Here is a 15861-nt window from a genome sequence, read left to right as displayed (position 1 = left end):
ACGCGGCGGTTCATGGCGCTGACCTCGCGCTGGGCCACCGAGTCCTGGCAGGTCGAACGACGACCGCGCGGGGTGAAGCTGTCCGGGAACAGGACGTTGTAGCCGGCATCGGTCAGAACCCGTGCCATGGCCAGGTGGCGCGGCGTGAATTCGCCGCGACCATCCTTGATGATGCTGTACAGTCCGCCGCAGCCATGCAGCGCGATCACGGTCGGATACGGTCCCTTGCTGTTGAGCGTCCTGCGTGCCTTGATCCACACCCCATAGAGCGCGGTGGCCTTGCCCCCCTTGTTGTCCACGCTGGTGAGCGATACGCGGCGCGCTTCCAGTGGTGGCGGCGGCGCCGAATAGGCGGCCGCCTGCGCCCAGGCGCCGATCACGGCCAGCGATGCTGCAATGCAGAACGCAGCCAGTGGTTTTCCCCAATGTCGCATGATGTCTGATTCCCTGTTTCGATGCCTGATCGTCGCCCGGCAACCATTCCCACCGTGGAAGAACATGGTCGCTGAAGCAATATGCTTCATGGATTGCAACGATTATGTGTATTTGAATTCTTCATCTTACATTTTACAAAAGTGAAGCGCTGAGCGGCAGGATGGATTCAGTTTTGCGGTGCAAAAAAACTGATCCATTACAAAAGCGTGGGCGCATTTGTGCGCCGCCCGCAACAGCTTGTCGCTTCGTCAAATGTCATCACAGCCATCTGTTATCGGCATGCAAACGCTGAACTTGAGACGGGGCGTCTCCTGGCAGCAATCCAAGCGAAAAGGGCCGCCCGCATCGGCGGGCAGCCCTCTTGTTGGCATGACGACAGCTTGGCTCAGCCGGTATTGCGCAAGCCGGCGGCGACCCCGTTGATGGTGAGGTGGATGCCGCGCTGCACGCGCTCTTCCGGCGTACGCTTGGCTGCAGCGGTGGCACGATGGCGCTTGATGAGCTCGACCTGCAGGTGGTTCAGCGGGTCGAGATAGGCGAAGCGGTTCTTGATCGAACGTGCCAGCAGCGGATTGCCCGACAGCCGATCCTTGGTTCCGGTGACGGACGAGAGCATGGCGCTGGTGCGTTCATGCTCGCCGGTGATGCGGCCAAAGATCGTGTTGCGCAGCTTGCGGTCCGCCACCAGCCCGGCGTAGCGCGAGGCCACGGCCAGGTCGGTCTTGGAGAGCACCATGTCCATGTTCGACAGCAGGGCCGCGAAGAACGGCCATTCCTTGCACATGGCGCGCAGGGTGGCCAGGCGTTTTGCGCTCTCCCTGACGTTGCCGGCTTCTTCCAGCCAGCCCGAGACCGCGCTGCCGAAGCCATACCAGCCCGGCAAGAGCAGGCGGCACTGGCCCCACGAGAAGCCCCAGGGAATCGCGCGCAGATCCTCGATGCGCTGGGTGGCCTTGCGCGAGGCCGGACGCGAACCGATGTTCAGTTGCGCGATCTCGGCAATGGGCGTGGCGGCGAAGAAGTAATCGGTGAAGCCCGGGGTCTCGTAGACCAGGTTGCGGTAGGCACGATAGGCACGTTCGGAGAGTTCTTCCATGACGCGCTCGAACTCGGCCAGCTTCTTGGCTTCCTTGCCGTCGGCGGCGGCCGGCATCAGGCTCGCTTCCAGGGTGGCGGCGACCAGCAGCTCCAGGTTGCGGCGGCCGATTTCCGGATTGGAGAATTTGGAGGCGATGATTTCGCCTTGTTCAGTCAGGCGGATCTGGCCGTTGACGGTACCCGGTGGCTGCGCCAGGATGGCCTGGTAGCTGGGGCCGCCGCCGCGACCGACGGTGCCGCCGCGACCATGGAAGAGGCGCAGCGTCACGCCGGCTTCATTGAACAGTTCCACCAGCTGGTTTTCGGCCTTGTAGAGCTCCCAGTTGGAGGTCAGGAAGCCGCCATCCTTGTTGGAATCCGAATAGCCCAGCATCACTTCCTGCAGCTTGCCGTGCTTGGCGATCAAGCCCTTGACCTGCGGCAGGGTCAGCCATCCACGCATGATCTCGGCGGCGCAGCGCAAGTCGGGAATGGTCTCGAAGAGCGGAATGACCATCAGCTCCAGCGCGTGCAGCTGGTTGCCTTCGATGTGCAGCAGCCCCGTTTCCTTCTGCAGCAGCAAGACTTCCAGCAGGTCGGAGAGGGTTTCGGTGTGCGAGATGATGTAGTTGCGGATGGCGCGCTCGCCATAGCGGCGGCGGATTTCACGCGCCGCACGCAGGATGGTCAGCTCGGAATTGGTCTCATCGGCGTACTGCAGGTAGGGCGAATACAGCAGGCGCGGCCTGGACAGTTCGCCCAGCAGCAGGGCGATCTTGCGTTCTTCAGTCAGGCCCGCATAGTCGGCCTCGACCTGGGCCTTGGCAAAGAGCTCGGCCAGCACGCGCTCGTGGACGTCGGAGCTCTGGCGCATGTCCAGCGTGGCCAGGTGGAAGCCGAAGATCTCCACGGCACGCTTCAATCCGGCCAGGCGCGGCTTGACCAGGGCGGCACCGTGATGAGCCTGCAGCGAGCTCACCAGCACCTCCAGTTCGGCCACGCATTCGGCCGGGCTGGCGTAGGGGGCGGCGGTACCGATTTCCTGGCGCAGGATGTTGACCACGCCCAGCGCACGGGCGGTGGCGGCCAGGCGCGCATAGATGCCGATGAGGGCACGGCGGTAGGGTTCGTCGGCGCGGTGCTCGGAATGGTCTGGCGAGGCATCGGCCAGGGCCAGCAGTTCCGGGCTGGCATCGACCATCAGGGTGGAGATGGACAGCTCGGCGCCCAGCGTGTGCACTTCGTCGAGGTAGTAATCGAAGATGGTGGTGGACTGGCGCTTCAAGGCATGCTGCATGGTGGCGGCATTGACGTTGGGATTGCCATCGCGGTCGCCGCCGATCCAGCTGCCCATCTGCAGATAGGGCGGCAGTTCTGCGGTGCGGGTCTTGGCGCGTGAGGGGAACTGGCTGTCGATCTCGGCTTCGATGTCGTCATACAGGGCCGGCAGTTCGCGCAGGAAGGTGATGCGGTAGTAGGAGAGGGCGTTCTCGATCTCGTCGGCCACCGTCAGCTTGGTATAGCGCAGCATGCGCGTCTGCCACAGCGTGGCGATGCGTGCGCGCAGCAGTTCGGTGTTGTGGCGCAGTTCGCGCGGTGTCAAGGGCAGGTCGCGTTCTGCCACCAGGCGGGCGATCTCGCGCTCGGCGTCCAGGATGGACTTGCGCTGCACTTCGGTGGGGTGGGCGGTGAGCACCGGCGAGACCAGTGCTTCCTTCAGGAAGCTGCGCACTTGTGCGCCCGAGACACCGGCATCATCCAGCCGCGACAGGGCATAGGCCACGCTGCCGGGCTGGGCTTCGGAGCCGGCCAGCAGGTGCGCGCGGCGGCGGCGGTTGTGGTGCTGGTCTTCGGCGATGTTGGCCAGGTGCGAAAAATAGGAAAACGCGCGCACCACCGAATTGGTCTGGTCGCGGGTCAGTTTCTTCAACAGCTTGTCCAGCTCGGCGCCGGCCTTGGCATCGGATTCGCGGCGGAAACGCACGGCAGTCTGGCGGATGGTTTCCACCACCTCGAAGACGTCATCGCCTTCCTGTTCCCGCACGACTTCGCCCAAGAGACGTCCGAGCAGGCGGATGTCTTCCTTCAGCGGCGCATCCTTGTCGGTGCTGCGGGCGGGTTTGCTGATGGTCTTGCTGGCCGGGCTGCTCTTGGTGGCAGCGGTGGCGCGGGGGGTGGAGGGAGTGGAACGGGCACTGCGTGGTGTTGGATTTTTGGTCGCCATGATCAACGGTTGCTGCGGTTTTCGGAGGAGAAAGTCGTGCTTGTGGATCGGATTGCCGTGGGTGTGCGTGCTAGAATTTGGCTCGTTTGTTTGCCTCGTTTTTGGTGTGCGTCTCGCTTCTGGTCTCTGTGATCGATGTTCGTTGCTGCTTGCCCTCGATCGCTTTTTTTAATCGTATTGTTCAGTCTGGATTCGCCGGTCTCCTGCTTTCCCTGTCTCCTCGGCCGCGGGTGCCACGACTGAATCGGAAAGCCCGTCTTGAAAGAATTTCCTCCTTCCAACATCGTCATCGTCTCGCGTGAGAGCCGCCTTGCCATGTGGCAGGCCGAGTACGTGCGGGACCGTCTGGCCGCATTATATCCGCAGTGCAGCATCAATATCCTCGGAACCACCACCCGTGGCGACCAGATTCTTGATCGCGCGCTCTCCAAGGTCGGCGGCAAGGGCCTGTTCGTCAAGGAGCTGGAGGTGGCCATGGCCGAAGGCCGCGCCGACCTCGCCGTGCACTGCTTGAAGGACATGCCCATGGACCTGCCCGAAGGCTTCGAGCTGGCCGCCATCCTGGAGCGCGAAGACCCGCGCGACGCCTTCGTCTCCAACGATTACGATTCGCTGGACGCGCTGCCCGCTGGCGCCATCGTCGGCACCAGCAGCCTGCGTCGCCAGGCCATGATCGCCGCGCGTTATCCGCAACTGGTGGTCAGGCCGCTGCGCGGCAATCTCGATACCCGCCTGGCCAAGCTGGATCGCGGCGACTATGCCGCCATCATCCTGGCCGTGGCCGGACTGAACCGCCTGGGTCTGAAGGCGCGCATCCGCTCCTTCCTCGATCCCGAACAGAGCCTGCCGTCGCCCGGCCAGGGCACGCTGGCCATCGAGATCCCCGAGGGCCGTGACGATATCAAGCGCCTGCTGGCCCCCCTGCATGACGAGCCCGCCGCCGTGGTCTCGGCCGCCGAGCGCTCGGTCTCGCGCATCTTTGGCGCCAGCTGCCAGATTCCGCTGGCGGCCTATGCCACGCTGGAGGGCGAGCGCCTGCACCTGCGCGCCATGATCGCCACCCCCGATGGCGCGCAAGCCGCCGCCGCCGAGGCCGAAGGTTCGCCGGATGCGCCCGAGGCGCTCGGTGCGCAAGTGGCCGAGCTGCTCAAGGCGCGCGGCGCCGATGCCATTCTGGCGGCCTGCAAGGCCCAGGCTGATGCCGCTTCGGCCTGACCCCCCCGCATCGTTGCCAGTGGTCGTGACGCGGCCACTGCAACAGGCCGGCAGCTTTGCCGAGCGCGTGCAGCAGTTGGGCCGGCGTGCCGTGGTGTTTCCGCTCCTGGTCATCGGTCCGGTGGACGATGACAGCGAACTCAAGGCCACGCTGGCGCGCCTGCAAGACTTCGCACTGGTGGTCTTCGTCAGCCCCAATGCCATCGATGCCGTCTTTGCCCATCTGCAGCAATGGCCGCGCGATGTGCCGATCGGCATCGTGGGAGAGGGCAGCAGGGTGGCCTTGCGCGGACATGGCATCGATGGGGGCAATGCCACCATCTACGGCCCCCAACGCGCCGACAAGATGGATTCCGAGGAATTGTTCAAATCCCTCCCTTTGGAACAATTGCGCGGCAGGCGTGCTCTGATCGTGCGCGGCCAGGCCGGCCGCGATTTCCTGAGTGAAGCTTTGCAACAACAGGGCGTGGAGGTTCAATTCCTCACCGCCTATCGCCGCCTGGCCCCCGAACTGGATGCGCCAAGCCGCCTGCAACTGCTGGATTTGCTCGATGGCGGGGCCGACTGGGTCATCACCAGTTCCGAGGCCTTGCGCAATTTGCTTCACTTGGCAAGACTAGCCGGAGGTGAGGAACGTGTGGTAAAACTGCAACGACAACGCATCGTCGTCTCTCACCACAGGATCGCCGAGACCGCGCGGGAGCAGGGTTTCGTGCAGGTGGTCCTGACCGGATCGGGTGACGAACGCCTGCTTGCCGCCCTTGCTCCACCCGCTCCCTGAGCGGCCGCGTAATTTGCCGCGTTACAATCCAGCCCATGAACGAACAGCAACCCACCCCCCAATTGCCGGAGCCTCAACCGCAAGCCAGCCACAACGCTGGTGCAGCGGCGCCGCAGGCGTCCTATACCTTCACCCCGCCCGATGGCACGGCGGTGCTGCGTCGCCGCCAGCGTGCGCAGACCATCGTGCTGCTGCTGGTCATCGCCGGCCTGGGCGCGCAGTGGTGGGTTTCGCATACCGAACTGCGCGACCTGCGCAGCGAAGTCGCGCAGCGCCTGCAGAATGGCGACAACAACAGCAATGAACTCAAGGGCGTGCTCAAGTCAGTGCAGGAAAGCACCAAGGAGCTGCAATCCAAGGTCAGCGTGCTGGACAGCAAGCAGGCCGAATCCCAGAGCCAGCAGCTGGCGCTGGAGCAGATGTACCAGGACTTGAACAAGAACCGCGACGACTGGGCCCTCTCCGAAATCGAGGAAGTGCTCTCCACTGCAGACCAGCAGCTGGAGCTGGCTGGCAACGTGCAAGGTGCGCTGATCGCCCTGCAGAATGCCGACAAGAGCCTGTCGCGTTCGGACAAGGCGCAGTTCATCGTGATCCGTCGTGCCATTGCGCATGACATCGAGCGCCTGAAGGCCCTGCCGACGGTGGACATCGCCGGCATCGCCGTGCGCCTCGATAGCGCCATCGGCCAGGTCGATACCCTGCCGCTGCTGGTGGACGAGCATCCGGTGGAGTCGGCCAGCGAGCCCAAGCCGCAGCCGGTGAAGGCCGCCGCCAAGGGCGAGACCAAGCATGGCAAGACCCGGGCCGAAGCCGCACCCGCCGAAGCCTCGGCCTGGTCGCAATGGCTGGCCGGTGCGCGTGAGACCTGGCAGAGCATGAGCACCGAGATGTGGTCCGAACTGCGCCAGCTGGTGCGCATCCGTGAAGTGCAGACACCGGAAGCGATCCTGCTCTCGCCGGGCCAGGCCTACTTCGTGCGAGAGAACCTCAAGCTGCGCCTGCTCAATGCGCGCCTGGCCCTGCTTTCGCGCAACGAGTTCGCCTTCCGCAATGACCTGTCGTCGGCCCAGGACACCATCGCCAAGTATTTCGATACCCGCGCCAAGCAGGTCCAGACTACCCAGGCGCTGTTGAAGCAGGTACAGGGCAGCAATGTCTCCATTCAGTTGCCCACGCTGGCCGAAAGCCTCAACGCCGTGCGCAACTACAAGGCCCGTCCGTGAGCCGCTGACGGGAACCTGATATGAAAATACTGCTCTGGCTTCTGACCCTCTTCGCGTCCGCCATCGGCCTGGCCGTGCTGGCGCGCTTCAACCCGGGCAATGTGGTGCTGTTCTATCCGCCGTACCGCATCGACCTGTCCCTGAACTTCTTCATCTTCGCCGTGCTGGCGGTGTTCCTGACCATCTACGTGGTCATCCGCGCCATCCGCCTGACGCAGAAGCTGCCCGGCCGCGTGATCGCCTATCGTCGTGCCAAGCGCGAGAATGAAAGCAACAAGGCCCTGCGCGATGCCCTGAAGGCCTATTTCGAAGGCCGCTTCGGCCAGGCCGAGAAGTCTGCCACACGCGCCTCCGACCTGCCCGACAACGCCGGCATCGCCGCCTTGATCGCAGCCCGTGCCGCGCACCGCATGCGCCAGGGCGAGCGCCGCGACATCTGGCTGGCCAGCACCGAAGTCGATCCGACCTTGAAAGCTGCGCGCCTGATGACGGCACTGGAACTGCAAGTGGACGAACATCACTTCAAACAGGCGCTGGAAACGGTGGAAGAGTTGAACGCCAACGGCACCCGCCACATCCAGGCCCTGCAGTGGGCCTTGAAGGCCAACCAGCAAGCCAAGAACTGGCCCGAGGTACTGCGCCTGGTGCAGACCCTGGACAAGCGCAATGCCCTGCATCCGGCCCTGTCCAATCGCCTGCGCGAGATGTCCTACGATGCCTTGCTGTCGGACCGCTCGCACGATGCCGAATCGATTCGCCTGCTCTGGAATGGCGTACCCGGTGCCGACAAGTTGAAGCCCTACATCGCCGTGCGGGCGGCCCAGGCCTTCTCCAGCCGTGGCCTGCATGACGAGGCGCGCAGTCTGCTGGAACGCGCCTTGGCTGCCGACTGGGATATCCGCCTGCTGCGCGCCTATCGTGAGTCGACCGCCGAAGCCGGCTCGCCGGCCTTGCTGTCGCAGATCGAGCATTGCGAATCCTGGCTGGCCAAGAACCCGACGGATGCCGAACTGGCGCTGACCCTGGGCATGTTCTGCCTGCGCCAGAAGCTGTGGGGCAAGGCCCAGCGCCATCTGGAGCAAGCCCTCTCGGACGCCATCGAACCCCGCACCGTGCGTGAATCGCACCTGGCCCTGGCCCAGCTGCATGAGGCCCTGGACCAGCCCGACCAGGCCGCTGCCCACTACAAGCAATGCGCCCTGGCGACGGCCATCCGCTGAACTTGTTGTGCGGGTCAATGACCAAGGCGGAAGCGGCGCAAGCCCTTCCGCCTTTTTCATGACCATGGCCGGGCGCTGTCATGTTGGCGTAAGTTGCACCGGCCAAGATGCCGGACTGAGCCTGAATGCCGCTATAATTGCGGCTTTCCGGTGTTGGCACGGCCTGGTTTGAGCATTAAGCCCAGCTTAATGCTTATTGCATCGAGCATTAAGCTCAGGCGGTGGCGACCCGAAAACCGCTTTTCGTTTCTTTCCCTAGTGAGAATCCCATGAGCCTGAACAACGTCCCCGCTGGCCGCGACCTGCCCAATGACTTCAACGTGATCATCGAAATCCCGATGAACGCCGATCCGATCAAGTACGAAGTGGACAAGGACACCGGCGCCATCTTCGTCGACCGTTTCATGGGCACTGCCATGCACTATCCGTGCAACTACGGCTACATTCCCCAGACCCTGTCGCAAGACGGCGACCCGGTCGACGTGCTGGTAATCACCCCGTTCCCGCTGATCCCGGGCGTGGTGGTGCGCTGCCGCCCCATCGGCGTGCTGAAGATGGCCGATGAATCGGGCATCGACGCCAAGCTGCTGGCCGTGCCGGTCGACAAGATCCTGCCGATCTACACCCACTGGCAAAAGCCGGAAGATTTGAACGAACTGCGTCTGAACCAGATCAAGCACTTCTTCGAACACTACAAGGATCTGGAAAAGGGCAAGTGGGTCAAGGTCGAAGGCTGGGAAGGCCCGGACGCTGCCCGTGCTGAAATCCTGGCCGGTGTGGAAGCGTTCAAGAACGCCAAGTAATTCCCCATCAGCAAGGCATAAAAAATCGCCCGACAGGTTTGCGCCTGTCGGGCGATTTTCATTTCATGACCGGCGCGGGCCGGTCGATGCGCTCAACGCCTGGTCAATCCAGCTTGGCCGCGTGCTCACGGGTCGCATGGAAAGTGATCTCGGGCCAGCGTTCCTGGGTCAGGCGCAGGTTCACGCCCGAGCTGGCCAGGTAGGCCATGTTGCCGGCTGCATCGATGGCCAGGTTGGCGCCGGCCGAGGACTTCTCGAAGTCGGCCAGTTTCTTCTTGTCATCGCAGCTGATCCAGCGGGCGCTGCTGATGCTGGTGCCTTCAAACACCGCATCCACGCCATATTCGTTCAGCAGGCGGCTGGCCACCACTTCGAACTGCAGCACGCCCACCGCGCCCAGGATCAGGTCGCTGCCGGTCACCGGTTTGAAGACCTGCACCGCACCTTCTTCACCCAGCTGCTGCAAGCCCTTGTGCAACTGCTTGATCTTGAGCGGATTGCGGATGCGCGCCACGCGGAAGAAGTCCGGTGCGAAGTAGGGAATGCCGGTGAACTGCAACATCTCCCCTTCGGAGAAGCTGTCGCCGATCTGCATGTTGCCGTGGTTGGGCAGGCCGATGATGTCGCCGGCATAGGCTTCTTCCACCTGCTCGCGGCTGGAGGCCATGAAGGTCACCACCGAAGACACCTTGATGTCGCGGTTCAGGCGCAGGTGCTTCAACTTCATGCCGCGCTCGAAGCGACCCGAGCACACGCGCAGGAAGGCGATGCGGTCGCGGTGGGCCGGGTCCATGTTGGCCTGGATCTTGAAGACGAAACCGGAGAACGGCTCCTCGGTCGGCTTGACCTCGCGCACGGTGGCATCGCGTCCGCCCGGACCCGGTGCCCAGTCCAGCAGCGCATCGAGGATCTCGCGCACGCCGAAGTTGTTGATGGCCGAGCCGAAGAAGACCGGGGTCTGCACCCCGGCCAGAAAGTCCTCCAGGTTGAAGGGGTGGGAGGCGCCATGCACCAGTTCCACTTCCATCTTGAGCTGTTCGATTTCCAGCGGGAACATCTCGGCCAGCTTGGGATTGTCGATGCCCTTGATGATTTCCACGTTGCCGTTGGCGCGTTCTTCACCGGCCTTGAACAGCATGATCTCGTCACGCAGCAGGTGATACACGCCACGGAAATTCTTGCCCATGCCGATCGGCCAGGTCACCGGTGCGCACTGAATCTTCAGTACCGATTCCAGCTCATCCAACAGCTCCAGCGAATCGCGGGTTTCGCGGTCCAGCTTGTTCATGAAGGTGATGATGGGCGTATTGCGCATGCGGCAGACGTTCAACAGCTTGATGGTCTGCTCTTCCACGCCCTTGGCGGCATCGATCACCATCAGCGCCGAGTCCACGGCGGTGAGCACGCGATAGGTATCTTCCGAGAAGTCCTGGTGGCCGGGGGTGTCGAGCAGGTTGACCACGTGGTCGCGGTACTCGAACTGCATCACCGAACTGGCTACCGAAATGCCGCGCTGCTTTTCGATTTCCATCCAGTCGGAAGTGGCGTGGCGACCGCTCTTGCGGGCCTTCACGGTACCGGCCAGCTGGATCGCGCCCGAGAACAGCAGCAGCTTTTCGGTCAGCGTGGTTTTACCGGCGTCAGGGTGGGAGATGATGCCGAAGGTGCGGCGGCGCTTGACTTCGCGCGCGATCAGGTCGGACGAGACCTTGCTGCCGCTGCCGGGCACACTGACGGCATCATCGCAGGCGGCGCCGGCGACTTCGGGGAGTTCGTTGCTGGGTTCTTGCATGGCGGATCGGTCGGGGTGGGAGCCCGCAGGAACGCGGCCCCTGGCGCGGCTGGACAATCCAACCCGCATGGCCTCGGGCTGCGCGCACTGGTCCTTTGACAAGGAGGCGCCGCACGCCCTGTTCCGTAAGCTCTGGAAAACCCGAGATTATAACTGAAGCGGCCCGCTTGCCCGCATGTTTGCTGATGGGTAACGTGCGGGCGGCGGGCTGCTCAGGGCCGGGCGGGCGGCGTTGTGACCAGATCACGAGCGCTCGTCGCGCCGGTCGTCACGGCGCGGATGGGCTTCATGCTGCCGCGTCTGCTGCTGGTGCTGCTCACGTTGCGCGACCTCATGTTGTTGCTGTTGCTGCTGCCGGGCCTGCTCCATCTGGCGATGCTGCTGCTCGCGCTGCTGGTTCAGCATCTGCTGCTGGCGCATCTGCTGCTCGCGCTGTTGTTGCTGCAATTGCTGTTGCTGTCTCTGCTGCTGACCTTGCTGGTGCTGCTGCCACTGCCGTTGCTCGGCCTGTTGCCGTTGGCGCTGCTCTTGGGCTTGCTGCTCGCGCTGGTGTTGCTGATCGCGGATCATCTGCTCACGCTGGCGTTGCTGGTCATTGGCCTGTTGTTCGCGCTGGCGTTGCTGCTCGACGGCCTGGCGCTGGCGGAACTGGTCTTGCTGGGCCAGGCGCTGCTGCACGTTGTCGACCACCGGCAGTGGCCGCACAGCCGGTGCATGGTGTCCCGGCGGCGGTGCCACGGCGGGCGCGGATGGCTGGGCATAGCGCCCACCGGCATAGCGTGGATCGTGGTGCCATACCACCGGGCGCTGGTTCATCGTCACGTTGCGGTTGACGGTGACATTGTTGACATAGCGTTGATGGATGATGTTGGTGTTGGTGACGTTGGTGACGTTGGTGATGCGGGTCTGCGTCACCAGCACCTGGCGCTGGCGCCAGTCCGGCCGCGCCTCACCGAAGACGGCACGCATCACGCCGATGCCCACCCCGAAGCTGATGCTGGCCGAGAAGCCCGGTTCATAGCTGGGCGGCCGATAGCGCGGCGGCGGTGCCCACACCACTGGCGGGGCCGAGGGCCACCACCAGCTGCCATAGACCACGGTCGGGTTGTAGTAGGGCACGTAGACCACCTGCGGATTGACCGGCACGATCTCGATCATCTCATCCTGCACCACCACGCGCTGCTGCGGGCTGGATTCGAGCGTGCCGGCAATGCGGGCACGCTCGCGCAGGTTCTGCACCGTATCCATCACGGGGGCTTGCTGGCCGAGGAAGGCCTGGCCCAGTTGCTGGGTCCAGTCCAGGCGGTCATTGAGCATGGCCAGCACCGAGGGAAACTGCACCAGCGCCTTCACGCTCGGGTCCCAGGGCATGGGGGCCACGGCGCGGGCCAGCCCATCGCCTTGCAGACCAGGTCGGGCTTCCACGAAGCGCTGGGCCTGCACCACCTCCAGCGGATAGGTCGAGGCCATCAGGACCTGGGCCAGCAGGGAATCCGGGTAGAGCGCCACCGGTGCCAGCATCTGGTCCAGCTGCTGCTGGGTATAGACCGGTGCAGGTGGCGCATAGGCCGTCTGCGCCTGCACGGGCAGGCCCGAGACCAGCGAAAAGACCAGGCAGGTAGCCCAGGCCAGGGATATCTTGTTCATGTCGTTCTCCTTGCCAATGGCGTGCGCGGGAGCCATACGGGTGATCGTGGTCGCTGCCGTCGCACCGAAGTGAATTCATGGTCTGCCAGCTTGAGTCGACAAGGTGTAACGGAAGTGCAAGCAATGTTTCAGCCGAAAGCGTCAGTCAGACGCTCTTGCTCGATGGAAAGCCTTGCGCAAGGCGGGGGCGGCTGTGGCATCATGAACGGCCACGGAACGAATCTCATCCACGGAAAAGATAAATCGGGCGATTTTTTGCACTGTCGCAGATCCGTCGTCAAGCCCGTCAGCACGCGCTGCAGCAGCTCGCCAGGGCGGGTTGGCGTGCCCATTCCGGAAGAGGAGAAACGTTCTAAATTGTTTTCGCAGTAACAGGCAACATGCACCAGGGCAAACTTTTTACGACAACAAGCCATCAAGCTAGGAACGACCATGAGCCATCACCTGATCTGGCGGCGCGATGATTTCCTCATCGACACCGATCCCGACCGGCTGGACATCCCTCTCATCCACGACGTACTGACCCATTCGAGCTGGTCCCCCGGCATCGACCTCAACACCGTGCGTACCGCCTTGGCCAACAGCCTTTGCTTCGGTCTTTATCGCGGCAAGCAGCAGATCGGTTTTGCCCGCGTGGTGACCGACCATGCCACCTTCGGCTACCTGTGCGACGTCTTCGTCGTCGGCGACTTGCGCGGCCAGGGTCTGGGGCGCTGGATGATCGAATCGGTGAACCAGCATCCGACCCTGCAGAAACTGCGTCGGGTCATGCTGACCACTTCTACCGCACCGTGGCTATATGCCAGCTGTGGTTTCGAGGCCATCAATCGCGGTGACTTCGTGTGGCATATCTCGCGTCCGGATATTTATCGGCAGGGCGCATAGCAGCAGATTCATCGTCTTCTGAATCAGCGGAGCGCAGGATGGCTCCGCTGTTTTCTTTTCCGCGTACGCCAAAGGCATGGCGAAAAACTTAGTTTTTCTTGCCTTTCTTCCGGCTGTACTTTCTTTCTCCCTGGTTCGATCCATTGATCTCACTGGCTGAATTGAGCTTGCGGGGACTATTTTCTTTTGCCGGATTTACTAATTCTTTTTATTGAATGAGTCCACTTATACGCGCTTTTGCGGAGGATGCAACTTAGTTTTTACGTTCGTTTGATCCAGCGTCGTTTTCCAGGCAGCAATCATGATTCGCATCAAGATGCGGGCACATGTGGATTTTCCATATTTTTTGCGGACATATAATTTTTTGGCGTCAACCCAACCCATTTCAGTCCATCCACCTGATGCGCGTCCACATCGAGCGCAGGAAACCTGATCATGACCATTGCCAATAAAATCCGTCTGCTTCTGCTCGCCGTCGTTCTGGGCCTGGCCGGCGTCACCGGTTTGAGCATCTATCACAGCAATCGCATTGCCGATGCGGCCAGCTATTCTTCGGTCAACACCGTGCCCAGTCTGCTGGTACTGGGCGAGGCCAGCGAGGCGATTTTCGGTATCCGTGTCGGCATCTGGCGCTATGCCGCCGCGACCGATGCCACCGCCCGCCTCCAGCTGGAAAAATCCATGATCACGCTGCGTGACCAGGTCATTGCCACCTTTGATCGTTACGAGAAGGACGTCCTCTCCGATGCCACCGACCGGCAGTTGCTGCAGGCAGACCGTGATGCCTTTGCCGAGTATGAGAAGAACCGACAGCGGGTCATCGCGCTGGGTGCCGAAGGCAAGAACGAGGAAGCGCTGGCGGCCGTGGAGCACTACGTGGTTCCGCCCGGTACCAAGCTCATCAACGCGCTGGCTGCACATCGCCGCCATAACGAGCAGCTCGGCCAGCAGGGTGTGCAGACGGCCCAGAACAGTTTGCGTTCGGCGATCTACCAGGCCGTGCTGATGAGCCTGTTCGTGTGTGTGGTGGTGGTGCTGGTGAGCCAGCTGATTTCGCGTGCCATTACCACTTCGCTGGGTGAAGCCATCCTGACTGCGCGCGCCATTGCCACGGGCGATCTCAGCACCCGCATCCGTCATCGCGCCAATGATGAGGTCGGCCAGTTGATGCAGGCCATCCAGCAGATGACCGACAGTCTGGTGCGCATCGTGAGCAATGTGCGCAATAGCGCCAATACCATTGCCACTGCCACCGCAGAAATCGCGGCTGGCAATCTGGATCTGTCCAGCCGCACCGAATCCCAGGCCGGGTCCATTGAAGAGACCGCTTCGGCCATGGACCAGCTCACCGCTGCCGTGCGCCAGAATGCCGATAATGCCCAGCAGGCCAATGCGCTGGCGATTTCTGCCTCCGGTGTGGCCAGCGAGGGTGGTCAGGCGGTACAGGAGGTGGTCAAGACGATGGAAGAGATCAATGCCTCGTCTCTGAAGATCGTTGACATCATCAGCGTGATTGACGGTATCGCTTTCCAGACCAATATCCTTGCCCTGAATGCCGCCGTGGAGGCGGCGCGGGCAGGCGAGCAGGGGCGCGGTTTTGCGGTGGTCGCCTCCGAGGTGCGCTCACTGGCGCAGCGCTCGGCAGCGGCGGCCCGCGAGATCAAGGAGCTCATCGATGATTCGGTCGGCAAGGTGGAAAGCGGTAGCCGTCTGGTGGCGCAGGCGGGTACGACGATGCAGCAGGTCGTGGGCAGTGTGCATCGCGTGGCCGATATCGTGGCCGACATCACGGCCGCCAGTGCCGAACAGAGTGACGGCATCGTCCAGGTCAATCAGGCCATTGGATTGATGGATCAGGCGACGCAACAGAATGCGGCGCTGGTGGAGCAGGCGGCTGCGGCGTCGCAGTCCTTGCAGGAGCAGGCGGTACAGTTGGCGGGGGCGGTGCAGGTGTTCAAGCTTGATCCTGAAAGGGACAAGCCCATTGAGATGGTGTCCGCAGCCACGCCCGTGGCCGTGGCACCAGTCGCGGAGCGCAGCGGTGAAATGCTGCTGGTCGGTGCGCACGCGCATGGGTGAAGACAAGAGGGACGCAGCGCGGCGTCCCTCTTGTCTTGCTGTTCTTCAATGCGGAATCAGCGAGCTCATTTCTTTGGGTTCGCTGAACAATGGTGGCTGGTGGTCAGTCATTGCCTGCCATTGCATTGATGGTCGATGCAGATCAGGCGGTCACCACTGATCCTGAGCGCCGCGGTTGCGTGTGCTGCAATGAAAATGCCGGGAAATGTGGCCTGCCCTGAGGGACTCGAACCCCCGACCTATGGCTTAGAAGGCCATTGCTCTATCCAGTTGAGCTAAGGGCAGTTCGGCGTGGCTGACGGTGTGATGCTGCGCCAATGCGCTACCGTCAACGATCCAGAAAAGAAAACGGGCTGTCCACGACAGCCCGTTTTTGATGAGTGGTCGGAGTACAAGGATTCGAACCTTGGACCCCCTGGTCCCAAACCAGGTGCGCTACCGGGCTGCGCTACACTCCGAGAAGCGAGATAATAGCAG

10 protein-coding genes, 2 tRNA genes and 1 pseudogene are annotated in these 15861 nt (G+C 62.7%); 7 read left to right on the top strand and 6 right to left on the bottom strand.

Translation table 11 applies throughout. From position 1 onward, the window contains the following. Both ACODSZ_RS04185 and ppc read right to left on the bottom strand, forming a co-directional pair. Nucleotides 1-434 (bottom strand): annotated as a pseudogene (locus ACODSZ_RS04185) (dienelactone hydrolase family protein); the annotation flags it as partial. A 386-nt stretch (nt 435-820) separates the two neighbouring features. Continuing rightward, nucleotides 821-3736 carry a phosphoenolpyruvate carboxylase gene (gene ppc, locus ACODSZ_RS04180; RefSeq protein ID WP_488927091.1) on the bottom strand — a complete coding sequence of 972 codons (2916 nt, stop codon included), beginning with the start codon at nt 3734-3736 and terminating at the stop codon, nt 821-823. Nucleotides 3737-3994: 258 nt separating this feature from the next. Here ppc and hemC point away from each other — a divergent pair, with 258 nt between their 5' ends. The 5 genes from hemC (at nt 3995) to ppa (ending at nt 8981) form a co-directional block, all read left to right on the top strand. Next, a complete protein-coding gene (hemC, locus tag ACODSZ_RS04175) occupies nt 3995-4951 on the top strand; it encodes a hydroxymethylbilane synthase (RefSeq protein ID WP_008329821.1) in 957 nt (318 codons plus the stop codon). Next, the gene (locus ACODSZ_RS04170) at nt 4935-5732 is read left to right on the top strand and encodes a uroporphyrinogen-III synthase (protein ID WP_488927090.1); all 798 of its coding nucleotides are present in this window, start codon (nt 4935-4937) and stop codon (nt 5730-5732) included. Before hemC ends, ACODSZ_RS04170 begins: the two co-directional genes overlap by 17 nt. A gap of 35 nt (nt 5733-5767) precedes the next feature. Next, nucleotides 5768-6958: a uroporphyrinogen-III C-methyltransferase gene (locus tag ACODSZ_RS04165; RefSeq protein ID WP_241821989.1), complete on the top strand. Its 1191-nt coding sequence runs from the start codon at nt 5768-5770 to the stop codon at nt 6956-6958. 20 nt (nt 6959-6978) lie between these two features. Next, nucleotides 6979-8178: a heme biosynthesis protein HemY gene (locus ACODSZ_RS04160; RefSeq protein WP_175344590.1), complete on the top strand. Its 1200-nt coding sequence runs from the start codon at nt 6979-6981 to the stop codon at nt 8176-8178. Between the two features lie 269 nt (nt 8179-8447). Further along, nucleotides 8448-8981, top strand: a complete 534-nt coding sequence (gene ppa / locus ACODSZ_RS04155) for an inorganic diphosphatase (RefSeq protein WP_006463345.1) — start codon at nt 8448-8450, stop codon at nt 8979-8981. Nucleotides 8982-9084: 103 nt separating this feature from the next. Here ppa and ACODSZ_RS04150 read toward each other — a convergent pair whose 3' ends face one another. Both ACODSZ_RS04150 and ACODSZ_RS04145 read right to left on the bottom strand, forming a co-directional pair. Then, entirely contained in the window at nt 9085-10773 is a 1689-nt protein-coding gene (locus ACODSZ_RS04150; protein ID WP_175344589.1) for a peptide chain release factor 3, read from the bottom strand. 243 nt (nt 10774-11016) lie between these two features. Beyond that, entirely contained in the window at nt 11017-12420 is a 1404-nt protein-coding gene (locus tag ACODSZ_RS04145) for a DUF3300 domain-containing protein (RefSeq protein ID WP_488927089.1), read from the bottom strand. A 432-nt stretch (nt 12421-12852) separates the two neighbouring features. On the opposite strand from ACODSZ_RS04145, the gene ACODSZ_RS04140 reads away from it, so the two are divergent. Beyond that, on the top strand, nt 12853-13305 hold the full coding sequence (locus tag ACODSZ_RS04140; RefSeq protein ID WP_008329813.1) for a GNAT family N-acetyltransferase: 453 nt from the start codon (nt 12853-12855) through the stop codon (nt 13303-13305). Nucleotides 13306-13740: 435 nt separating this feature from the next. Beyond that, nucleotides 13741-15384 carry a methyl-accepting chemotaxis protein gene (locus ACODSZ_RS04135; RefSeq protein WP_488927088.1) on the top strand — a complete coding sequence of 548 codons (1644 nt, stop codon included), beginning with the start codon at nt 13741-13743 and terminating at the stop codon, nt 15382-15384. 208 nt (nt 15385-15592) lie between these two features. Here ACODSZ_RS04135 and ACODSZ_RS04130 read toward each other — a convergent pair. Together ACODSZ_RS04130 and ACODSZ_RS04125 are read right to left on the bottom strand one after the other, a co-directional pair. Beyond that, nucleotides 15593-15669, bottom strand: a tRNA-Arg gene (locus tag ACODSZ_RS04130). Between the two features lie 96 nt (nt 15670-15765). Further along, nucleotides 15766-15842: transfer RNA gene (locus tag ACODSZ_RS04125), tRNA-Pro, on the bottom strand. Between the last annotated feature and the right edge of the window lie 19 nt (nt 15843-15861).

It is taken from the genome of Herbaspirillum sp. FG34, assembly GCF_057809315.1.
This window is presented reverse-complemented; position numbering and strand designations above follow the sequence as displayed.